Genomic DNA, 21,830 nt, shown 5'->3' on the forward strand with positions numbered 1-21,830 from the left:
GGCCGATTACGGCGAGCGGCGTCGACGGGTGCGTCATCCGACGACCGATCGAGTTCGTTACTGCGCTGTGTGCCCCCACAATTCGCGGCAGTCGGTCGTAACGGACGGCTCATACAGTGCGAAGGAGGCCATGATGAAATCGACTCGGCGAGCCTGCAAACTGATGCCTCGACACGAGTTACGGCCGATCTTCTCTACGCGACAACACATTTGGTGAGTAGTTCCGAGGCAAGGAGTTCGATGTGAAGAATCAAAGCCTGACGCGAGTGGGCTCATGTGCGGCCGGGATCGCGGTCCTGGCCGCGACCACGGTGTCGATGGCCGCGACAGCCTCCGCCGATGAGTGGATGCAGGTGTCGGGCACCCTCCAGTGCGTCGGCCAGACCTACACCCTCACCGTCCCGGCGGCGAAAATTCAAACGGGGATCTCGTCGTACTACTTCCTCGACGGCAAGACCCTCAGCACCGCGGCCATGATCGGCAGCGAGCAGCCCATCCAGCACGGCCAGGACGCCACCGCATCCTGGACGCCCGCCACCAGCGGCGTCCATACCCTGTGGTGGCGTGGCATTCAGCCCGGCGGCGGCGGCCTCATCGGCCCGGAGTCGATCACCGTGGTCGACCAGGCGCCCGCCGGGGAGAGCTGCACTCCCCCGACCTCCGGCGGCGGCACGGGTAGCGCCGATTCCCTGCCGATCATCGGCCCATTGCTGAGCCAGCTCGGTCTCTGAAGCGAATCTCCGCGCGCCACAACGGCCTCCGGCAGACGTTGACAGCAAACTAGTTAGGTGCCATATTTTATGCATGGCACCCGGGACCGGCGGCATCGAATCTCCAACCTTGGGGCAAGCTCGCAAGCAGCTCCGGCGCTATGAACTCGAAGACCAGATCGATCCGCAGGCGGTGCTCGTCGCCGTTCGCCTGCTCAGTACGGGAACGAAACTCAACCAGGCCGCCGAGGCGCATTTCGCGCGCTTCGGGCTGTCCACCGGGCGGTATCGACTCCTCGCCGCCCTCGAAGACGAGGACGGCGAGCTCGCACCCTCGCAACTGGCAGAGGTCCTCGGCGTCACCCGGGCCACGGTGACAGGCCTGATAGACGGCCTGGAACAGCAGGGCCTGGTCTGCCGCCGAGCCTCCGCCGAGGACGGCCGCGCCCTGATCGTGGTCCTCACCGCCCGAGGTGCGGACAAGCTGCGCGAGGTCGCGCCCGAACACTTCGGCCGGCTGCAATCCATGGTCGGCGGACTCACCCAGCGGGAGCGGACCACCTTCCTGGACCTGCTCGACCGCATCAGCCAGGGCATCACGGCACTCACCGACTGAATCGCGCACCGTCGCCGCGCGCAAAACTCATGACCATATAGTTAGGTTCCTAATCATATGAGCACAGTAACGACCCCGGCACGTTTCGTGCTGTGGCGGGAAGTCCTGGTCGCCTACGCCGCTCCGGCGATCTGCGCGGGTGCGAGCGGATTGGTCTCGGGCAGAACGGATCTGGTGTTCGCCGCGGTGAGCTCGATCGCGGGTACGTCGGCCGTTGTCGCATTCGTTCTGGGAATGTGGTTGCAGCGCTGCGGAATCCAATTTCGCGGACTACGTGAGGCTGCCCCTGCCATCCCGACTGTGATGTTCGGCCTCGGAGCCGCCGTGCTCGGCGCACTACTTGCCCAACTGCTCACCACGGCAGCGGGATTCCCCGATCGGCTCCGCCTCGACATTCCGATCGCCGCTGCGCTGGCGGCCACGATAGTCACGTGGCGCTGGTGTTCGACTCACCGAAAGGTAGACAGATGATCGTCGTCATGGGAGCTGCGGGTGCGACCGGCAACGCGCTCGTACACCGACTCACCACTGCGGGGATACACTGCCGGGCATTGAGCCGAGATCCAGATCGGCTGCGCGCCAACATGAATGCAGTGAACACCGTTGACGTTCGCTACGCCGACGCGACGGACCCGGCCTCGCTGCGTGCCGCGTTCGAGGGCGCATCGCAACTGTTCCTGACCATGACCAACAGCCCGGCCCAGATCGAACTCGAAACTCGCGTGATCGCGATCGCCGCCGAATCCGGCATCGCACACATCGTGAAGCTCTCCGCCCCGACGGCCCGCGAAGACTCCCCCGTTGCTATCGCGCGGTGGCACCACGCCATCGAGGAGACTCTTCGCAACTCCGGCCTCGAGCACACGATCCTGCGGCCCTACGCCTTCATGCAGAAGCTGCTGCTGCTGACGCCTCAGATAGCCGAGCGGGGCGTCATCGTCGGCACCATGGGCGCTGCCGCATGCAACTACATCGACTGCCGGGATATCGCAGATGTCGCAGCAGCTGCTCTCACCCGATCCGAAATCGCCGGAGGCACATACACTCTCACCGGTTCGGCGACCTACAGCTATCCGCGGCTGGCTGCCCTGTTGAGTCGGCTACTCGACACCCACGTCCGCTACGTCGATCTACCACCGGCCGAGTTCCGCGCACAACTCATCGAGCGATCCGGCTTCCCCGGCTGGCTCGCGGACCACATCACCGAGATCCAGCAGCTGGCGGTTGCTTACCCAGAACACCCCAACGACACTGTCGCCCATATCCTCGGCAGAGCTCCGCGCTCCCTGGAATCATTCCTCGCCGAGCACGTGAATACTTTCCGCCCCAACGTATCCCGCATCCTCCAATAGCTGGTCGCGGCGAGCATGCGAGCAGCTCAGCGGCCACCATTCGGTTCGAATCACGTTGATACGCATGGGCTTCGAGCGGAAGACTGCGCCAGTCCGGGTCACCGCTGCCGCAAATCGGCTGGACGGTGCCGCTGGGGACATCGACACAGCGGTCCGCCACCTCATCGCCGAGGTTAATATTAACCAGGCAACACTCTGATACGTTCGAAGTGTGGACGATGGACTCGGAGATTTGCTGCATCGCGTGGTGTTCCTGCTCGGAGAGGCCACGCGACGGCGCGTGGACGACTCCGGCGCGCTGACCTACAGCCAGATACGGCTGATGGGAACCCTCGAAGACATCGAGCCGGCGACCCAGCACCAGCTGGCGCAGGCGCTGGCGGTGTCGGATCCGGCGATCAGCCGAGCCCTGCGCCCACTGGAAACAGCGGGATTCATCCAGGTCCGAACCGACCCCGAGCACGCCCGACGGCGACTGGTCAGCACCACCGAAGCCGGTCGAAATGCCTTCCACGGCAGCGGCAAACCACTCCAGAACGAGCTGCGCGACGCCCTGCTCGAAGCAGGTTTCCCGTACGAACGCTACCTACAGGACACCGCCGCGCTGGCCAAGCTCCTCGAGCCGCGCCCATAGCGTCGCCCCGAAGCCTCGAGTCTTGACAGCTTCGACGAATTTGAGTGTTGACTGGTTAATATTAACCATGCAACACTCAATGTCATGAACCCGATCTCCTACGCCGCCCAGTCCTCCTTCCCCCTGATCTGGATACTGATCGCGGTCGTCGGCGCACTCATCCGCACTCGCCACAGCCCCTCCCGCGCAGCCACCCTGGAAACCTGGCAGCGCTGGTGGGCCGTCGCCGCACTGGGCTGCGGCAGCCTGTGGATGACCTTCGCCTTCCTGACCGCCCCGGACGTCATGGCCACCGCCATCGGCTTCGACCGAACCCCGTTCCAGTTCGAGATCGCCTTCGCCAACCTCGGACTCGCAGTCATGGCCTTCCGCGCGGTCTCGGCCACCGCCCGCGAACGCATCACCATCGGCCTCGGCGCCGGAATGTTCCTGTGGGGCGCGGCAATCGGCCACGTCTACCAGTGGTTCGCCCACGGCGACCACGCCCCCGGCAACACCGGCGGAGTCCTGGTCTGCGACATCCTCTTCCCCGCGGTCATGATCATCCTCGCGGTCTGGTCACAGCGACTGGCCCGTGCCGAGCGGCCCGCTCAGCCAGCCTTCGCCTGAAATACCCACCCGCACAGGATCATCCAACCTATGGAGACTTGATGCAGTCACAACACGGCGACCCGGCCGGACGGGACACCAGCTGGGACCCGCACCGAATCGGCGCCTTCGTCGACGCCGTCCTCGCGATCGCGATAACTCTGCTCGTCATCGAAATCAAACGGCCCGAGGCCGAAGACCTGGTCGATGCCCACACCCTGGCCAACTTCCTCAGGCATGAACAGGCCTCGTTCGTAGCGTTCGTCGTGGCGTTCTTCCTGCTGTGGTCGGTGTGGCGCCGCCACCACACACTGATCTACGAGGTGAAGCTCCTCGACCGGCACACCCTCGCATGGCACGCACCACTACTGCTCTTCGCCGCGATCCTGCCCTACACGACAGCAGTTTTCGGCCACGCCCCGAACAACAGCCTCGCCGTCTGCCTCTTCGCCGCTACGGCCGCACTGCTTTTCACCAGCGAAGCAGTGGTCAAAGACCTGGCCGCCCGCAACTCCACCCTCACCGAACACACCGTCCCCGCCGACCTCCGTACCAGCGCCGACGCCTCCTACGCCGTCGCCGCGATCTTCATCGCCACCGCCGCCCTCGCCTGGCTGACCCCTTACGTCTGGTACGCATGGCTTCTCGCACCAGCGTCCGCAACCTTCGGCGGCCGCCTGATCGACCGAGTACGCGGGGTCGACCAGCTCCCCAACCCGTCAGGCTAGCTCGCCGATGTCACCGATCACCCGACGCAGCTGGGCACGGCCGTCCTCGAGCCGGTAGGTCACACCCGCGATCGCGAGTTTCCCGGCCGCGACCGCCGCCGCGATGGTCTGAGAATGCTCCATGAGCAGCTTCCCGGTCTCCTCCACATGGCGAGCCTCGAGATCATCCACGCTGGACAGACCCTCCCGCCGACCCAGCAGAATCGACGGCGAAACCCGCTCGACGAGACTGCGAATGAAGCCACCCGGCACGGCACCCCCGTCGAGTGCGTCGATCGTCGCCTTCACCGCGCCACAACTGTCGTGGCCGAGCACCACGATCAGCGGAACCTTCAGCACCTGCACGCCGTACTCGATAGACCCGAGCACAGAACTATCGACCACATGCCCCGCCGTCCGAACGACGAACATATCGCCCAGCCCCTGATCGAAGATGATTCTCAGCGGCAACCCGCGAATCACCACACCCGAACAGAATCGCCGAACTTCCAGGCACTGATGGGGTTCGAGTTCGGCATACTCCGATTCTGCGCAAGACCCCGAAATTCACAAATCGGGCAGATTGAGGGGGTGCAGAGCAGTTCTTCTCAGTATTGGGATCACCGAGAACGACTGTCGCACGATCTATCCCGAGACAGCCACGCGATCCACCAGGTGCAATGTGTTGGAACACTCCCCGTTTCAGATCGTCGGCGGTCTCGTCCAGGTCGGGCGAGATTAGACTGGCTCGATGCCCAACGAGGTGGTTCGAATTCTTCGCGAATTGGCCCGGAGCGGACTGGTTCTCGCACGGGAAATCTCCGACAGCGTGGGCGGGGCTTACCGGGGGCAAGGCGGAGGGCTGCTGGCCGCCGCTGGGACGACGGGCTCCCTCGACTCGGTCCTCCCAGCCGGATTGGGGGCGGTTGAGCGGGAATCATTGTCAGGGCAAAGGTTTTTCGCGAGCAAGCGAAACTACGGCAACAAGAACACCTGCTTGGAGTGCGGAAACGCTGCCGAGAGCTGTACCTGCTCGGATCACCCCTTCATCGGCACCGACAAGGGTTGCCCCAACTGCGGTCGCACTATCAGTGACTGCGCGGCCAGCCCTTGCAGCGCATTCCGCGATTTGTAGGCCTCCGGTGATCCTGGGGCGCGTTGCGCGACAGCTCGGCAACACCGAGGCCCGGGGCGAGGAACCATTGCATCGATAACCCGGAGACCGCGCCGGACAATCGTGAGGTCCTGGAGCGATGGATGTCCCGCTGGCGGGAGATCATGCTGCGCGAAACTCGAGCCAGCGCATGGATCGACCACCGATCCAACCCGTGGCAGGTGCTGGCCATCTCCAGCCTTACAGAGGAAGAGCGGGCCACCCTCTTCCCGAGGCACACCTGACGAGTTGGGACGACTCACGTTTGGGGCGGTTTCGAGCACGGCCTAGAGACCTCTCCCTGACCAGCAGGCTGTTAGACAGGGCGATGCATGGGCATCAACGATGTTCGCCGACGATGTGAGCGATCATGACAGGACAACGCCGGACGCAGCCAAGGCATGAGCCCGCGCGAAATGGTCGCTACGCATGGTCGGGCTCTTCACCGAGCACGGCCTCGACCGCATCCATAGGGTGCTCACTGACAACGGATCCTGCTACCGATCACGGCGCTGGGCAGCGGCGCTGGAATGCACTGGGGCCGTGCACAAACGGACCCGGCCCCTACACCCCGATGTCGAGCCATCGACTCGTAGGCGGGGCGAGCTTGTCGGTCCATCGCGTCGGCATCGATGTGCGCCTTCCGTACAAGCAGATATCGCTGGGCAAGGAAGCTGCTCACAGCGCCGACTATGGCGGCGACCACCGCAGAGGAGACAACCGCGGTCGTGACATCGGCAGCCGCAAGTATCATCCTCCAATCTTCCCTCGTTCACCGGTGGGACGAGGATGAATTGCGCACGCCTGCTGTGCATTCCAGCGATCGCCAGCGGTTGGAGTGTCCAGGGCCCCGCCTGCGGCGGCCGACAACAATCAGGGGTGGGGTGATGTCGTGATCTTCATGGCGTGCACGGCAACTCGGATCGGTGAGGCGTCCAGCTGCCTGGTGAGGGACATCGATGCCGATCAGTGGGTGTGGACGCTGCGGCGCCAGACGACGCCGGGGCCAGGGGGAATGGCCGACAAGGGCACGAAAGGTAAACGCGCCCGGTCGATTCCGATCATCGAGGATTTGCGGTCGAGGCTGGCGCGCCGCCTCTCGGCGAACTAGGACAAGCCCGATGCTCGTATCTTCGTCGGACCTCGGGGCGGCCGGATCGCTACCGGAGTTCTGCGGAAGGCGACCCATTGGGACGAGGTGGTGAATCGGCTCGGGTACGAACACCTGCGCCGACCGAAGCCATGGCAGCTTGTCCGGACCGGGAGGACATAGAGCGCGAATAGTCCCGCAGTTCAGAGGATGTCGCGCTCGGCCGAACTTCGCAGGCAATCCCTGCCTCGGAACGCTGGGGCGTAACGGAGGCGGCGACCATACTGATAGCTCAGCGACAGAGCGATCGCGGACGGCATCGAGGTCGCCGCGGACGATGGTCGGGGGGCAAGATGCGGTGGCGTGCGTGGTGGTCGTGGTGACCTTGCCCGAAGACGCGTTCGAGCTCCCCGAATTGTGGCAGATCGTCATTCCGACCGATGACGAATCGATCACGCGGCGTCGCCGGGCTTTGGCCCCGATCCAGATGCTGACTGATCTCGAGCGAACCAAATCCAGTCTCGACGGTGATTTCTGGGACTCCTACGATCTGTTTCGGATCGCGTTGGCGGTGATCGACCAGGTGGCGCTGGCAATGGGCTTGTCGGCGGGGCGCACATGGGAAGAGACACTGTCCTACGCGAGCACGCAGGCCGCCCGGCAGGCACCGGATGCCGATCCCGGCGAATGGACGAAAGTCGCTGAGCGCGTGGTGGTCTCGCTGGTGACGAACGCTGTCGAGGTGGTCCGGCATCTGGTGCACACCCCTGACGGACCCGTATGGCGACAACAACGATTTCGACTGCTGTATCTGCACGCGTCGGGCGCGGACGGCCTCGAGCATCTGCGGGCCTCGGAGCAGGCGATCAATATTTTCGTCGAGGCTCTCGACCTCGATATCGAAGCGGCGCAGATCGCCAACGAAGCCCAGTTGGCGGCTCTGATCGAACGTGGAGCCGTGGAATCAGCTGTCCAGATCGCGCGCAACGCCCGCTATCGATCGGTCCAATACCAGGAGCGGATTCGCCGAATCGTCGCGGATACGTTGATCGATCCGGAAGCTCACGACTGGCTCGGTGACGTTCCGAAGCTGCTCGATACCGCGTTACACCATGTCAAGGACCGACTCGAAGCCGAGGCCACCTTACTTGAGTCCGTGGCCGAACGGCGGGCCGCGACGACGGACCGGTCGCAACTCGACGCCACCAATCTGCTGATCGAGATCCTGAAGGAGTGTCGTCACCGGCACAGCGAGTTGCACCGGCATCTCATGGGCGCGCGCACCGCGTTGCGACAGGCTTTGGACGACAGGTTCACCCGACCGCCGCAGCGGTCCTATCGGGTCGACCTCGGCAGGGATCTGCTGTTGCCACTGTTGTCTGGATCGACCTTGATGGCTGCCACCGCCGCAGACCACCTACTCGCGGTCATGGGTGGCATACCGGTGCGATGGTGGCCGTCGCTGACGAGCCTGATCGATGAATTATTGATGCCGCCAAGAGAAATCGATCCAGGTATGGAGTACGAGCCGCCGGAGGTTGACCAGGTCGAAATGTCCGAATGGTGGGTCCCCTACGAGACGGCCACCGACGCCCTGCTGGGCGGACTCACCGAGCCCGTGCGGCTGTCGCAGCTACTGGAACGGGTGAAGCAGGTGGTCGCGGAGCTCGACGGCGACGATGTCGGGAGCGGACTGGACGCCGATCGGCTCGTGGCCGCGGTGGTGCACGCCGCACACCATTGTTGGGCTCCCCATCTGGCGGGCCGCTCGGCCGGGGATCGGCTCATTCTTGCCGTGCCGTCCGGAAATCGATTGAACACACACACGGTTCGCGCCGAGGATCTGATCTTGGTGCCAGCCGAACTGACTGTCGATATCCAGGCAGCGGAACCAAAATTGCGTCAGCACCAAGGCAATACGGCCGACCAGGAGACTACGGATGAGATCGCCGGATGACTACGAGGATATCGGCCGTTGCCTGGCCTGGGCCGCCCGGCCACGCGAGATCCCCACGCGCAATGCGGAACTGCACCGCCTGGTAACTCGATACGTCGAGGAACCCGATTTCGCCGCCGCGGTGGAACGCGTCTTCGCCGGCGCGGGACTCGATCTCGCTGTCGACGTCCGGGACGGCATCATCGTCACCGCGCGCAATCACTCTCCGCTGCGATTGACGGTTTCCGATGTCTCCAAACGCGCGCCCCAACACCACCGGGCGGTCATAGGCGTAGTGCTGCTCGCACTGGCCCGCACCGCCTATCCGGAGTCCGCCATGCTGGATGATCCGGACCGGATGGTCGTGTTCACGACACAGTCGGTGGTCGACACCTTGGATCGAATAGCCACGACGCTCAAAGAAAGCAGCGCGGACGACACCGATATCGATGACGACCTCATTGAGGCATGGCGGCGGTGGATCGATCTGACCACGACCCGACCCGATGCTCGCCGCCGGTCGCCAGGCGATCGCCCCGGCATCGTGAACCGGGTGTGCAAGGTCCTGGCCGAGTCGGGATACCTGACATTCAAGGGTGAGACGGACGGCGGAGTCTGGTCGGCGCGGCCACGATTGCGGCACGCGGTCACAATGCTGTCGGACGATTCCGAATTCTTCCGACTCGTCAACGATCTCGCTGATCGAGCGGCCGATGAGACGGCAGGAGAAGAGCATTGAAGTCCTCCTTGTTCGAAGTGGATCCCGAACCCGAGCACGGACTTCCGACACCGCCGCTGCGGCTGCGCCGCATTCGGCTACAAGGTGTCGGCCCGGATGGGGCACGATTCGATCCGCTGGACCTGGACTTCACCACGGCGTTGGGCGCGGCGTCGCGAGTGCTGTTGTCGCTCACGAATACCGGCGGCAAATCCACCTTGATCACTTTGGTCTGCAGCCTGATCGTGCCGGCGGCGCGCTCACAGGTCGGCGGGAAGATCCTCGGCGATTACGTGCTGACCGGGGATACCTCACATGTTGTGTGCGAATGGGAGGACGCGCTGACCGCGCAGCGCATGGTGACCGGAACCGTGATGGAGTGGAAGGACGGTCGCCGACAGCCTCCGCACAAGATGCGGTCCACCTCCAATATGCACCGGGCGTGGTATCTGTTCCGCACCGGTCCGAATCTTCCGAGCCTCGATGATCTGCCATTCATCGATGGGGGGCTTCGGGTTCCGTTCCGAAGATTCACGACCGTGATCGAAGATCTGATAGCGAACTATCCCGCCGCGCAGGGGATCATCACCGACAAACAGATCGAGTGGACCTCCTCGCTGGAGCGGCACACCAGCATCGACCCGACTCTGTTCAGCTACCAGATGCGCATGAACGATGCCGAGACGGGCGCGGAGCAACTGCTGCGTTCGTTCGATTCTCCTGACAATGTGGTGCGGTTCTTCGTCGCCGCGCTCAACGATCATCGCGAATTGGAAGTCTTCACAGGCAAACTCGACGCATACGCCACGCTCGCGGCTCAGCGGACCGATCTCGAGGACCGGCGGAACTTCGGCGAGGCCGTGATCCCGTTGGTCGACCAGCTCCGGCTGCTCGCGGCGGACCGCGCGGCAGCCGATAGTGACCTGCTGGAAGTGGTCAAGACCGGCGGGGGGCACGCGACCGCGCTGGACAACCGAATCGCGGAGGACACACGATCGCTAGACGATCTGGACGAGGCGGTCGTGCTGACCGGCAACGCCTTCGGCGAAGCGCGTCGCGTCTACGGACAGGTCAGCGACATCCGCCTGCAACTGCAGCTGGAATCCGCACGAACGCGGGTGGCCAGTACCGAGAACGTGCTCGGCGAGGCCGTGGAACGCGAGAGTCGGACCGAGTCGGAGTCCGAAGCCTGGCAGGCTGTCGGGGACGTCCTGGATCTGCGTGTGAAGCGGGAGCGAGCCGCGGTCGCACGTCACGCGTATTCCCAAGCACAAGCCGGTCTGAACCCCTTGCGTGAGAGCGTCGTCCGGGCGGCCGCAGAGCTGGCGGGGCGACTGGACGCGCTCATCGTCGAGACCACGGCGGGCGCGGGCAGTGCCGATGACTACGCACAGGATGCGAGAGAACAGCGAAAGCGTGCGGACGCCGACAAAACCCAAGCCGAAGTCCGGATCAACGAACTCGACGGAAAAGGCAAGCTGGCCAAGGCCGACATCGAAGGAGCCCGTACCGCGACCCTCGCCGCAGCCGGCGAGGGTTGGATCGGTGAACACGAATACCCTGACGAGTGCCTGCGGCGCTGGCAGGACTCTCGCGCCGACGCCACGCGCGGCGTAGACGACGCCAAGGCTCGACAGGACGCAGCGGAGCAACGATTCGACGAGTTGAAACCCGAGATCCAGGCGATCGCCGATAGTTTGATCGAGCTGCGTGCACGCGCGCAGTCGACCGCGGACAAGCTCGCGGGCTATCGCGGCGAACTTGTCGCCGTGGGCACTGACGAGACGGTCGTGGAACTGGCTGGCGGCATACCCGCAGACAGCGAAGTGCTGGCGCGCGTCGCGACCCTGGCGGGTCAGTCGGCGGAAGCCGCCGACGCGCGGGCGGTAACCCACAACGAGGCAGCGCAGGCCGCGCATCGTCAACTGGAGTCGCTGGACCTGACCGGAGTAGCCCCGACCGGCCAGGACGCCTTGGATGTGCTCGCGGTACTCCAGGCGGCGGACATCGGGTCGGTCACTGGACTCCGCTGGATCGAAACCAATATCGCCGACCCCGAATCACGCGCCGAGTACATTCGCGCACACCCCGAAATCGCCGGCGGCGTCGTCATTTCCGATCGCAGCCGATTCGAGGTCGGCATACAGCGGCTGGTCGAGAGCGCACCGCATACCCGGACGCCGGTTATCGTCACCACACCGCCTACCGAGACCGCGTGCACGCCCACGCCGTCGTTTCGCCACGTAGTCGTTCCGCACCGCGCTACCTGGGATCGTCAGTGGGCCGCGGATATGCGTCGAACACTGGAGGAATCAGCACGAATCGAGGAGGAACGCGCTCGCGACGCGGTGAACGCCGCACGGCGCTATCGGAACTGTGAATCCCTGTGCGATGGATTCGTGCGCCGCTGGGGTGCGGTCACTCTCGCGGATCTGGACAACGCGGCGCGCACCGCCGCCGAAGCGAAGGATATCGCGCACGCAGAGCAGTTGCGAGTCGTGAAGGCCCAGAATGCGGAACGACATGCCGCGAACGAAGCCCGTGCGGACCACTCGAAGTGGACGAGTCAAGCGTCGCTTGCCGAAAGGCGGGTGACCGCAGCACAATCCCTGGCCTCACTCTGCGACAGCGCGGATAAGGCCGAAGCCACGCTGCCGGACCTCGACTCGGCGGTGCGCCGGGCAACGGACGATAAGGAAGCGGCGGAAGAGCGTCGTGACATGGCCGATCAGTCCTACGAATCCGCGGTGCAGCGCGCGGCCAACCTCCGCAGCGATTGCGAAACCCACCGCGACGAACGAGCGAAGCTCGGGGTCGACCTCGCGGCGGACGACCCGGGTGGCAACCCTTCGGTGCTGCGCGAACGCTGGTGGGAGCTGCGCAAACAACTCGACGATGCCGAGCGCGGCATGCTCGAGGCCAAACGCCTCGACGAGGCCGAACTCGCTGTCGGAGAAGCCGCAGGTCGGGTCGAACGATACGAGCCGGACACGATTCGGCGTGCGACAGATCTGTCCGACACCGTCGAGGCCAGCACCGCGACCACGCTCGCCGATGCCCAACTCCGCGCGCGCAGAGCCCATGACAAGGCGCACAAAGTGCGGTTGCGCGCCGAAAACAATAGGGAACAGGCGCTTTCCGCGTTGGCGACGGCACAACCTTCCGGGGACCATCAGAACCACATCGACCTGACCCAGACCGAATGGTTGCCCGCCACACCGGAGGAAATCCCCGCGCTGCTCGAACGGCTCGAAGGGTACAACCTCGAGATGCGCGCTCGCCGAGACACAGCCGAGGACGACCACGAGGAGGCCAAGAACCTTCGCGATGCCGTCGCAGCTGATATCGATTCCTTCACCCACACTCGCGATATGTGGGCCGAGGACCGCATACCCGGTGTCACGGTCTTCGCCGGCCCCGCCGACAAGGCGCGAGAAGTCATGCGAGAGTTCGTCAGAACGCACCGTCGCGTGGACAAGCACGCCCGCGACGCACGTGAGGCGGTACACGCTGCCGTGGCGCGATTGCGCTCGCGCGCCAATGATCCACGCTTCTCCGGACTGGAATCCCCGGACGCCATTCGACTTCGTTCGTTTCATGAATCGGACCTGGTCGACGAGGTGGAAGTGCTCACACGCCGAATCCGAGCGTTGACCGATTCCGCACGAGACGACCTGGCACAGCTCGATACGCACCGGTCGATGCTCTGCGATGACCTGATGGCCTTGTGCCGTACCCAGCGCCGAATGTTGCGCGAGGTCTCCCGATCCTCGCGATTGCCCGCGGGGCTCGGCGATCTGTCGGACCACCCCACCATCAAGATTCGCTTCGACGAAGCGCCCGCCGCCGAGGCGATGGCCCGGCTGGCGAACCGGGTGGACGCGTGGTCGGACGAACTGGTCCAGAATCCGCGAAAGGCTAAATCCTCCGAGGTGCGGGCGCGCTGGCTGGCCGATGCCGTCCGCGACACCGTGACCAACCGTGCTCGCGCTGGAGCGTGGTCGATCGAAATCCTCAAGCCGCGCATCGACGGTCGGGTGGTCTACTGCCCACCCGACCGGATTCCGCACGAATTCTCGGGCGGGCAGGTGCTCACCCTGGCTGTGCTCGTGTACTGCGCGTTGTCCCAGGTCCGATCCGCGCATCGGCACGGTGGTGCTCGACCCGCTGGAGCGCTGCTGCTGGACAATCCGTTCGGTGCGGCCTCGGCTGAAGCGCTGCTCGAGATGCAGCATCGGCTGGCCGCCCACACGGGCGTACAACTCGTGTGCGCCACCGGACTTCACGATCCAGCCGTCGAAGCCGCCTTCACCGGCCCGGGCTCGGTCATTGTCAAACTTCGCAACGATGGCGACCTGCGACGGAATCTGTCATTCCTGCAGCTGCGCGCAACTGTCGTCGACGGTGTCGATATTGTGAAAGTCGCTGCACAAGAACGTGATCCGCAATCAACGCAGAACTGGGTGGACGCGATCAAATACGAGATCCGCGAATGAGTGCGCGCACTTCCGAGATCAGGGTGCTGAAGCAGAGCCTGCTGAGCCACGGTTCGGTGCGTATCGACCGCCCCGCGCTGTGGCGACTGTGGTGCGCGGCGGCGCCACGGCTGGTCGGAAGTCCTTGTCAAAATGACGATCTCATCGAATCCCTGCGAATACTGCGGGCCGAAGGCACGATCGAACTTCCCTCTCCCGAATCGTCCGCTCGCGCTCCGTGGCCGAGTTACGTCACGGTTCCGACGTCGCGGCGGGTATCGCGATCCCAACCCTGGAAATCGCACGCGTGGTGCGCTCAACTCGGTTGGGCGGCGTCGATGCGCACGCTGTCTCCCGAGCTTTTCGAGGACCTGAAGGCAATCAACGACTGGTTGAGCCGGAACGTACCGACTATCACTCCGATCGTGCCGGCACGCTTTCGATCGGCTGAAATCTTCGGTCGAGAAAAGCGTCTCGACGAACTGACGCGGACAACCCTGTTCGGTCCGACCCGGATCACCCTGGACCTGCTCGCGTGTACACGGCTCGCGCCGCCACTACCCGGTGCCATTGTCGGTCCCGGCCCCGATGTTCTGATCACTGAGAACAGTGATCCGTACTGGGTTCTGGTCGACCTGCTGCGCGACGCGCCGGGACATCGGATCGGCGTTGTCGCGTGGGGGAGCGGCCGATCGTTCCCGACACAGGTCGACTCGCTGCGGGTGGATGTCGCGGGTCGCGGTCCGATCACCGGAACAGCCTGGTACTGGGGCGATTGTGATCCGGCGGGGCTCGCCATCGCCGACGCCGCCGCCAGTGTCACCGCCGAGATCCCGATTCGACCGGCCACCGGGCTCTGGGCCGCGATGGCCCGAAGCCCGGTCCAAGAGCGCGGATCCGTCGATTGGACTGGGGATCGAGGAGCCCGATGGCTCGGCACCGAACTGTGGTCGCAACTCGAACCGGTCCGCTCGGCGCGGGGGCGGATCGCCCAGGAAGCGGTGAGTGTCTCCGCCATCTCCGAATGGGTCGACGGCTCGGGCTGACCCACGGAGCGGGATTGACGCAATTCAGCGACTTGTCGGTCCCTCTCGCTAGCCTCGACACGACCGAAATGCGTTGCGAGATATGGGGTTGGGTGACGAAGAATATGACTGAGCGGTTGGCGTCACCTCAAGTCACCGGCGGGGGTGGCTTCGATTTCGAGCATCATGTCGCGACAATCCTGTTGAGTCGGATGTTGCGGGGCGCACACTTTCCAGTCGGTGTGGAACTACCGATCGCGAGAGTCGAACTGCAACAACGAAATTCCGGATGCACCTTCGACGACATCGTGGTCGTATGTGTAGGCGAAGATCCCGCGCCGTCGTTGCAGATCCAGGTCAAGACAACACTCGATGCTCAAGCTATCGAGGCAGTGGGTCGGGCAGCGTGCGAGTCATACCGGGAGCATCCCGGCGAAATGGATTACGGCACTTTACAACTCGGTGGGGCGGCGACCGAACCGGCGGGGGTTCTGCGGGCTCTGGCTCGGTTGGTTGCCATGGCCAGAGCGCACGCACGGAGCGAGAGCTATCAGGCGTCGTTTCGCCCGAACATCACGAACGCGTGGGTACGAGGACGGGGCTGCTGCAGGATCGGGTGACAGGTTGTCACCTACCCCTGCAGCAGCCCCGCGCAAGGCTCACCTGGCTCGAACGTCACTATGGCTACCTCATCGCCCGAGTGTGGCGTTTCTGCCGAGGCTCGGAATGCTCTGTTTGCCCAAAGTGGTCATCGCACTGAGTATGAGCCCCCAACGCGATACACCTGCGACTGACCAGCCCAGGGCTTGGTCGACTGACGACCTCGACCGGTTCTGCTCAGCCTTCGACTGGATGTGATTAGGCGCTCCGAGTTCTGCGGAAACCTAGCAACGGACGTTGCGTCCCCTCGCCAGGTGCGAGCTTTCCCCACAAACTACGTGCGGAGGCCGGTTTCCAGGCCGCGGATTGAAATCCTGATCGGGCGGGAGGCGACGCGAGCAACTGGACCTGATCCGCATGAGATTCGGCGATAAGTCAATTGGCTAGTAGGGGTTTTCGAGGGTGGTTGGGGTGCTGGCGACTTCCAACGCCGTTGCTGGGTAGGCCGGTCCAGCGGTGTAGAAGCGGGCTCGGGTCTTGCCGACCGGTTCGAGTACCCGGAGTGCGACGAGATCGCGTAGATCGCGTTGTGCTTGTTGCAGACTCAGTCCTTCGGATTGTTCGTAGCGGGTGCGCCGGACCCTGCCGGACATCGCGACGTCATGGAGTGCGCTGATGACGCGTTCGTCCAGGCGGATGCCCGCGACGTACTCCTCGAGCGTTGCCCATACCGTTCCGGATCGGATCCAGCGGGCGTGGACGGTTTGGGCTTGTTGGTGGTAGGCGGTCAGGTTGAAGCGAATCCATTCGGACACATCCTGATCCGGGCGGTAGGTGCTGCCGCGGCGACCTAGTACCTGGTAGTACTCCCAGGTATTGCCGGGCCTGCCGAGCCAGGCTTCGATGGATGAGAACTCCGGTGCGAGAACGCCTTCCCTTGCGATCATCAGGGTCTGCAATGATCGAGACATGCGGCCGTTGCCATCGGCCCAGGGGTGGATCGATACCAGGTGCAGGTGCGCCATTGCCGCACGTACAAGTGGATGAGTGCCGTCGTCGGCGTTGAGCCAATCGACGAGTTCTTCTGTCAATGCCGGTACATCATCGGCATCGGGGGCGGTGTAGGCAGCGATGCTGGGGTCGCGGGCGTCGGTGACGTACACGGGACCCGGTCGCCACTGCCCAGACGGACGACGTTCAGTGTGTCGGTGCCCCTGGAGCATCCAATGCAGCGCATTGAGGAAGCCCTTGCTGTATGCGAAGTCGTCTACATCGTTCAGGGTCTGGATGTAGGTCATCATCCGCTCGTAAGCGAGCGTCTCGGCCTTGTTCTCCTCTGAGACCTCGACGTCCCGTTCGCCTGCCATCAGGTCCTCTACGTCAACGGTGGAGACTTTGAACCCCTCAATGGAGTTCGACGCGGCAACTGAGTCCGCGGTGAGGAACTTACGGAGCCCACCGGCCCATTTGCCGGGTTTAGCCTGCACCTCATGGCGCAATTGCTCGCGCATCCGGTCCACATCGGCCAGGACGCGGATATCGGCGGCGGTTAGTGCGGGCGTGGGGAACAACATGACACAACAATAGAGTGACGTAGTCATTACGTCAACAGAGGCTCGTGTAGCCGCCGCAAACGCTGTCGGCGACGGTTCTGCGTCGAACCGGGGATTGCGGTGGCCGTGCTGACTAGCGCGACAACGATTGGTGCCCAACCTGTCACGCTCGCATCCCGGGTTCCGAAAGCGAATTCATAGCAACATCGCAGATGGTCACCGGATCGTGGCGCCAGCGGCAAGAAGCGGCACTGGTCCGGCATTCGGAAGGCGAGGAATTCTCAGCGCAAGATCCAGTCCGGTGGTGGCTATCGGGATGGCACAACAACCGTTGTGGACCAATCGTGGACCGGGATTGGTCCACAATTCGTGCGTATCAACGAGCTATTCCTTGGAAGTCCAAGTGGCACTGGGTGTTTCATTTGGCCTCACTTGACAGTGGCCAAGTGGTCTTGGAACCGAGAAACCCCTGGTCAGGGTGATTCGAATCGACCCGGAATCGGTGATTCAGCAGAAATTCGTGGCTGAAAGACAGGTCAGAGCCGGTTCGAAAACCGGCTCTGACCTGCATCTGTCGGGCTGACAGGATTTGAACCTGCGACCACTTGACCCCCAGTCAAGAGTAGATACCCGATCAGGACATTTCACGCACGGAACGCTCGTTGTCCCCGCGCGCAGGTCGAGTATACCCGCTGCTCAAGGGTGTTGCGTGCAGATCGGGTGGCCCACGATTGGTCCACAGATCGGATGCGCCGGAACGGGTTTGGTCCACGATTGGTCCACGATTCTGGACCGGCAAACGCCGACTGCCGGAAGCTCCGAGGACGCTTTCGTCGTCCCTGGGGATCCAGGCCAGGATGGCGTGCAGCGGCCATCCGCCGCTCTGTTGACGAAATTCGACGGCCGGCTGGCAGCAAACCGGCAGCTGCAGGGCGGCGGTCCCGCCGACGTTCCACAAAGCGGCATTGCCACAACCAGAGCGGCGCGCACACAGCGTCCATGGCGGCCAGAGATCGGAAGCCCGCGGGACGGTGGTGCAGCCTGGCACCCCACAGCCTCATCGATGGCTTATGGATGCGACCGCGCATGGCACGCCGTCGAATATCTGCGTGAAGTAGGTCAGTTTCAACGGATTCGTGCGCTCTGGTGGATCGTTCCGATGGATCAGGTAGATACGGCAGGTATGACATCCAGTGATTCCACTGCTGAACTGGCGTATCTCGACGCCACCGAAGCGTTGCAACTCTTCGCTACACGCGAGCTGTCGCCGGTCGAGTTGATGCAAGCGGTTATCGAACGGACCGCGAAGGTCGAACCGACAATCAACGCGTTCGCGGAACAACTCTTCGATGACGCTCTGGCGCAGGCCGTCCAGGCCGAACGCAGGTATCTGGGAAAGGATGGTCGCGCACCGCGAGCCCTGGAGGGTTTGCCGATCGCCGCGAAGGAGAAGCATGCGCTCGCCGGTCGATCCCTCACCGAAGGCTCACTGGTCAACGTCGGCGCGGTGGCCGAGGAGAACGCGCCGGTAATCGATCGAATCCTGAACGCGGGCGGCATTGTTCACGCCCGCACGACCACACCCGAGTTCTCCATCGCGACGTTCACCCAATCGCGGCTATGGGGTGTCACCCGCAATCCGTGGAATCCGTACTTCTCCACGGCTGGGTCCTCGGGCGGTTCCGGGGCGGCGCTGGCCGCGGGCACCGCCGCGCTGGCCACCGGATCCGATATCGGGGGGTCTACGCGACTGCCCGCCGCGCTCAATGGGGTCGTCGGATTCAAGGCCCCATACGGGCGGGTTCCCGGGGCGGGCGTCATGCCCAACGACCACTATAGGGGTGACAGCCCGATGGCACGCACCGTCGATGACACGGTCCTGCTGCAGAATGTGCTGGCCGGACCGGACCCGCGCGATCACACGTCCATCGCACCGAAGTATGTGCTGCCCACCGAATTCGACGACGTGGCGGGGATGCGAATCGCGTTGTGCGTCAACCTCGGCGAATATCGGGTGCATTCGGAGATGGCGGCCAACACCCGCGCCACCGCGCAGGCGTTGGCGGCCGCGGGAGCGATCGTCGAGGAGATCGAACTGCCCTGGGCGCAGTTCGACATCCTGGTCGCGACGGCCGGTCACTTCGCGCACATGTTCAGCACCCTGGTCGCGGAGTTCACTGCCGGAAAACGGGAACTGGTCTGCGATTACACCGCCGCGTACCTGGATGTCACAGCGCAGGCCCGCCAGCACATCAGTTATATGGACGCATTGCGGGCCGAGAAACGGCTACAGCTGCAATTGGCGGCGGCGATGACCGGATTCGATGCGCTGCTGTGCCCCACGACCGCGGTTCCAGGATGGGCCGCGGACGACACGCTCCAGGGCGAGCGCCTCATCGTGCACGGCGAGGATGTCGGCGAAAGCTTCTGGGCCGCGATGACAATGCCCTTCAACATCAACAATCGCTGCCCGGTTCTCAACGTCCCTTCCGGCCGATCCACGTGGGGCATTCCGACCGGCGTACAGATCGTCGGACACCCCTACGACGACACGACGGTCTTCCGTGTCGGCAAAGCCCTCGAGCAGTTGCGCCCGTGGGCCTACCGCACCGAAAAACGCCCGGCACTATAGCCGGACGAGTTCAGCACTCGACGGTGTCGACCGCGACGGCGACCGCCAGGCCGCCCGTCGCGGTTTCCTTGTACCTGACACTCATGTCCGTCCCGTCGCACGCATGGTCTCGAGGACCTGATCCAGGCTGACACGATGTATTCCCTTGCCGCGCATTGCCATCCGTGCCGCATTGATGGCTTGCCCGCAGAAATGGCATTGCGTTCGATACAGGGAATCGGTACCAGCCCGCCGATCGGATCGCAGGTCGCGGCGGCGCACGCGCAGCGGCCCCGGCAGAAAGCCGAGGTCGAGATAGGCCCATGCCGTGGCCACTGTCGGATCTCGGCGAATCTTCACCCAAATACGCTGCTATCCGGCATTTTCGGGTCCTCCTTTCCATGCACCTCACTGTGACTGCCATTACACCGATTCGCGTCGAGTCAGCGCCGACTCCACCACCCCGAGAACTCCCGCCGGACGGGATCGAGATAGAACGAAATATGAGGGACACCATGAGAATTCGCACCTGCACCATCGCAGCGATCACGGCCGCCGCGTGCGTCACCGTGGCCGGGGCGACGGCCGCCGCCGAACCCGAGTCGGTCGCCGCGCCACCCGTCACCTATCGCACCGAACTCGTGGACGCCTCCATCGTCACCGCACTCGCGGGCGGCACGTTCGCATCGACCGCGGATCAGCGGTCGATCGAGGTCCGCGACACCATGGGCGGTGCGCTGGACACGCTGCCGTTGACTGCCGCGATCGATGGCGTGAGTCTGCCTCTGCACCAGGCGATCTCCGCCGACGGACATACGCTCACGCTCACTCCCGACCTGTCGGGTTTCGATCACGCCACCGTGCGCCCGGTGGCTTCCCCAATGGAGAACCAGCTGGCAATGAACGATCTGATCAACTCGGTCAGCATCGGCACCTCGATCGGCAGCCTCATCGGCACCGCCATCGGCGCGGTCGCCGGAATCGGTGTGGGAATCGCGGTCGCCGGGGCGTCCTGCCTGGTGCTGAGCCTGGGTTGTGTGGTGGCCGTGTTGCCGATCGTCACCCTGGTCGGTGCTGCGGGTGGGCTGACGGGATTGGTCCTCGCGGGCGGACCCACCGCCGCGGTTGCCGCCTTCAACTACTTCAGCACGCTCAACGCCGCGCCCGGTGCGAGTAGCTACGCCCAGCAGCTTCCGGGCGCGAACCGCTGACCGGAGGGAAATCAAATGCGTATCCGTACAACAGTTCTCGCTATGATCGTGGCCTCGGCCGCGATCACCACGGCCACGGTCACCGCGATTCCCGCTACCGCCGAAACGGACCCCGGATGGCGGGCGACCGTCGACTCGGAGGCTGTGATCAGCACGCTCGCGGCAGGGACATTCGTGCTGTCTCCGGATCAGCGGTCCGTCGCGGTACGCGATGATCACGGGCAGCAGCTCACCGACCTACCGCTGATCGTTCAGCTCGACGGCATCGAATACCTTCTTCGACAGGAGATTTCGCCGGACGCCCGGCGGCTGACCCTCACTCCGGACTCGGCGCTGCGGGCGGTCGCGGCGGCGCGTCCGATCGCCTCACCGGTGGAGAATCAGCTCGCCCTCGGTGAACTGGCGGGCAAGATGACCACGGCCACCCTGCTGGGCACTGTGGGCGGGACGGTCCTGGGCCTGTTGGTGGGCGCGGTGATCGGGCTCGGTTCCTGTCTGATCGTGGGTCCGGGCTGCTTGGCCACCGCGCCCGCGGCACTCGCGGCCTTCGCGGGCGCGGGCGGGCTGGCCGGGACGCTATTGGCGGGCGGCGGCACCCTGGCCACCGGGCTGTGGAAATACCTCAGCACCGTGCAGGCGGCACCCGGTGAGAGCGCCTACGCCGAACAGGGCGGCCTGCTGAACCCGGACGGCACCGGCGTACCCGATGCCAACCTGCGGCTGCCGAAGATCACCCTGCCGAGCGGTTCGTCCAGTCTGTCCGCCGGACACTGACCGAACTACAAGAGCGCCGGACCCTTTGGGGCCCGGCGCTTTTCGGCTCTCCCTGCCGCTGAACGCCTGCGGCAAGG

At 64.3% G+C, this 21,830-nt stretch carries 18 protein-coding genes and 2 pseudogenes; 17 read left to right on the plus strand and 3 right to left on the minus strand.

The window, feature by feature from the left end:
• The first annotated feature begins 242 nt into the window (after positions 1–242).
• The 7 genes from OG300_RS17450 to OG300_RS17480 all read left to right on the plus strand — a co-directional run bounded on the left by OG300_RS17450 (position 243) and on the right by OG300_RS17480 (position 4,628).
• Entirely contained in the window at positions 243–731 is a 489-nt protein-coding gene (locus OG300_RS17450) for a hypothetical protein (RefSeq protein ID WP_405497203.1), read from the plus strand.
• A 73-nt stretch (positions 732–804) separates the two neighbouring features.
• Positions 805–1,326, plus strand: coding sequence for a MarR family winged helix-turn-helix transcriptional regulator (locus OG300_RS17455; RefSeq protein WP_405497205.1), 522 nt, complete (start codon positions 805–807; stop codon positions 1,324–1,326).
• Between the two features lie 57 nt (positions 1,327–1,383).
• Positions 1,384–1,797: a hypothetical protein gene (locus OG300_RS17460; protein WP_405497207.1), complete on the plus strand. Its 414-nt coding sequence runs from the start codon at positions 1,384–1,386 to the stop codon at positions 1,795–1,797.
• A gap of 8 nt (positions 1,798–1,805) precedes the next feature.
• Positions 1,806–2,678, plus strand: a complete 873-nt coding sequence (locus OG300_RS17465; RefSeq protein ID WP_405498579.1) for an NAD(P)H-binding protein — start codon at positions 1,806–1,808, stop codon at positions 2,676–2,678.
• A gap of 211 nt (positions 2,679–2,889) precedes the next feature.
• Positions 2,890–3,312, plus strand: a complete 423-nt coding sequence (locus OG300_RS17470) for a MarR family winged helix-turn-helix transcriptional regulator (protein WP_405497209.1) — start codon at positions 2,890–2,892, stop codon at positions 3,310–3,312.
• 84 nt (positions 3,313–3,396) lie between these two features.
• A complete protein-coding gene (locus OG300_RS17475) occupies positions 3,397–3,921 on the plus strand; it encodes a DUF6790 family protein (protein WP_405497211.1) in 525 nt (174 codons plus the stop codon).
• Positions 3,922–3,962: 41 nt separating this feature from the next.
• Positions 3,963–4,628: a TMEM175 family protein gene (locus tag OG300_RS17480; protein ID WP_405497213.1), complete on the plus strand. Its 666-nt coding sequence runs from the start codon at positions 3,963–3,965 to the stop codon at positions 4,626–4,628.
• Here the strand turns inward: OG300_RS17480 and OG300_RS17485 are convergent.
• Positions 4,620–5,178: pseudogene (locus tag OG300_RS17485) on the minus strand (carbonic anhydrase). The gene OG300_RS17480 and the pseudogene OG300_RS17485 sit on opposite strands and share 9 nt — an antisense overlap.
• A 686-nt stretch (positions 5,179–5,864) precedes the next feature.
• Between OG300_RS17485 and OG300_RS17490 the strand changes: the two are divergent.
• The 7 genes from OG300_RS17490 to OG300_RS17520 all read left to right on the plus strand — a co-directional run bounded on the left by OG300_RS17490 (position 5,865) and on the right by OG300_RS17520 (position 15,624).
• The gene (locus tag OG300_RS17490; RefSeq protein WP_405497215.1) at positions 5,865–6,005 is read left to right on the plus strand and encodes a hypothetical protein; all 141 of its coding nucleotides are present in this window, start codon (positions 5,865–5,867) and stop codon (positions 6,003–6,005) included.
• 647 nt (positions 6,006–6,652) lie between these two features.
• Complete coding sequence (locus OG300_RS17495; protein ID WP_405497217.1) at positions 6,653–6,871, plus strand: integrase; 219 nt, start codon at positions 6,653–6,655, stop codon at positions 6,869–6,871.
• A 346-nt stretch (positions 6,872–7,217) separates the two neighbouring features.
• Positions 7,218–8,807, plus strand: a complete 1,590-nt coding sequence (locus OG300_RS17500; protein WP_405497219.1) for a hypothetical protein — start codon at positions 7,218–7,220, stop codon at positions 8,805–8,807.
• Positions 8,791–9,525 carry a hypothetical protein gene (locus OG300_RS17505; RefSeq protein ID WP_405497221.1) on the plus strand — a complete coding sequence of 245 codons (735 nt, stop codon included), beginning with the start codon at positions 8,791–8,793 and terminating at the stop codon, positions 9,523–9,525. The genes OG300_RS17500 and OG300_RS17505 overlap by 17 nt, the downstream gene beginning before the upstream one ends.
• Positions 9,522–14,000, plus strand: a complete 4,479-nt coding sequence (locus tag OG300_RS17510) for a hypothetical protein (protein ID WP_405497223.1) — start codon at positions 9,522–9,524, stop codon at positions 13,998–14,000. The genes OG300_RS17505 and OG300_RS17510 overlap by 4 nt, the downstream gene beginning before the upstream one ends.
• 404 nt (positions 14,001–14,404) lie before the next feature.
• Entirely contained in the window at positions 14,405–15,025 is a 621-nt protein-coding gene (locus OG300_RS17515; protein WP_405497225.1) for a hypothetical protein, read from the plus strand.
• Between the two features lie 92 nt (positions 15,026–15,117).
• Positions 15,118–15,624 (plus strand): hypothetical protein, encoded by a 507-nt coding sequence (locus tag OG300_RS17520; RefSeq protein WP_405497227.1) that lies wholly within the window; start codon positions 15,118–15,120, stop codon positions 15,622–15,624.
• Positions 15,625–16,047: 423 nt separating this feature from the next.
• Here the strand turns inward: OG300_RS17520 and OG300_RS17525 are convergent, their stop codons facing one another.
• Positions 16,048–17,178, minus strand: coding sequence for a Fic family protein (locus OG300_RS17525; RefSeq protein ID WP_405497229.1), 1,131 nt, complete (start codon positions 17,176–17,178; stop codon positions 16,048–16,050).
• Between the two features lie 1,162 nt (positions 17,179–18,340).
• On the opposite strand from OG300_RS17525, the gene OG300_RS17530 reads away from it, so the two are divergent.
• Positions 18,341–19,789 carry an amidase gene (locus OG300_RS17530; protein WP_405497231.1) on the plus strand — a complete coding sequence of 483 codons (1,449 nt, stop codon included), beginning with the start codon at positions 18,341–18,343 and terminating at the stop codon, positions 19,787–19,789.
• 10 nt (positions 19,790–19,799) lie between these two features.
• On the opposite strand, the pseudogene OG300_RS17535 reads toward OG300_RS17530, so the two are convergent.
• A pseudogene (locus OG300_RS17535) lies at positions 19,800–20,037 on the minus strand (L-serine ammonia-lyase, iron-sulfur-dependent, subunit alpha); the annotation flags it as partial.
• 246 nt (positions 20,038–20,283) lie between these two features.
• Here OG300_RS17535 and OG300_RS17540 point away from each other — a divergent pair.
• Positions 20,284–20,979, plus strand: a complete 696-nt coding sequence (locus OG300_RS17540) for a hypothetical protein (protein ID WP_405497233.1) — start codon at positions 20,284–20,286, stop codon at positions 20,977–20,979.
• 42 nt (positions 20,980–21,021) lie between these two features.
• A complete protein-coding gene (locus OG300_RS17545) occupies positions 21,022–21,753 on the plus strand; it encodes a hypothetical protein (RefSeq protein WP_405497234.1) in 732 nt (243 codons plus the stop codon).
• Positions 21,754–21,830: the final 77 nt, after the last annotated feature.

Source organism: Nocardia sp. NBC_00511 (assembly GCF_045161165.1).
Classification (GTDB): Bacteria; Actinomycetota; Actinomycetes; order Mycobacteriales; family Mycobacteriaceae; genus Nocardia.

Excerpts from the sequence above, each read along its gene's own strand:
- OG300_RS17455 (WP_405497205.1), top strand. The coding sequence starts at position 805 with ATGGCACCCGGGACCGGCGGCATCGAATCTCCAACCTTGGGGCAAGCT.
- OG300_RS17460 (WP_405497207.1), top strand. The coding sequence starts at position 1,384 with ATGAGCACAGTAACGACCCCGGCACGTTTCGTGCTGTGGCGGGAAGTC.
- OG300_RS17465 (WP_405498579.1), top strand. The coding sequence starts at position 1,806 with ATGGGAGCTGCGGGTGCGACCGGCAACGCGCTCGTACACCGACTCACC.
- OG300_RS17475 (WP_405497211.1), top strand. The coding sequence starts at position 3,397 with ATGAACCCGATCTCCTACGCCGCCCAGTCCTCCTTCCCCCTGATCTGG.
- OG300_RS17480 (WP_405497213.1), top strand. The coding sequence starts at position 3,963 with ATGCAGTCACAACACGGCGACCCGGCCGGACGGGACACCAGCTGGGAC.
- OG300_RS17490 (WP_405497215.1), top strand. The coding sequence starts at position 5,865 with ATGTCCCGCTGGCGGGAGATCATGCTGCGCGAAACTCGAGCCAGCGCA.
- OG300_RS17505 (WP_405497221.1), top strand. The coding sequence starts at position 8,791 with ATGAGATCGCCGGATGACTACGAGGATATCGGCCGTTGCCTGGCCTGG.
- OG300_RS17525 (WP_405497229.1), bottom strand. The coding sequence starts at position 17,178 with ATGTTGTTCCCCACGCCCGCACTAACCGCCGCCGATATCCGCGTCCTG.
- OG300_RS17530 (WP_405497231.1), top strand. The coding sequence starts at position 18,341 with ATGACATCCAGTGATTCCACTGCTGAACTGGCGTATCTCGACGCCACC.
- OG300_RS17540 (WP_405497233.1), top strand. The coding sequence starts at position 20,284 with ATGAGAATTCGCACCTGCACCATCGCAGCGATCACGGCCGCCGCGTGC.
- OG300_RS17545 (WP_405497234.1), top strand. The coding sequence starts at position 21,022 with ATGATCGTGGCCTCGGCCGCGATCACCACGGCCACGGTCACCGCGATT.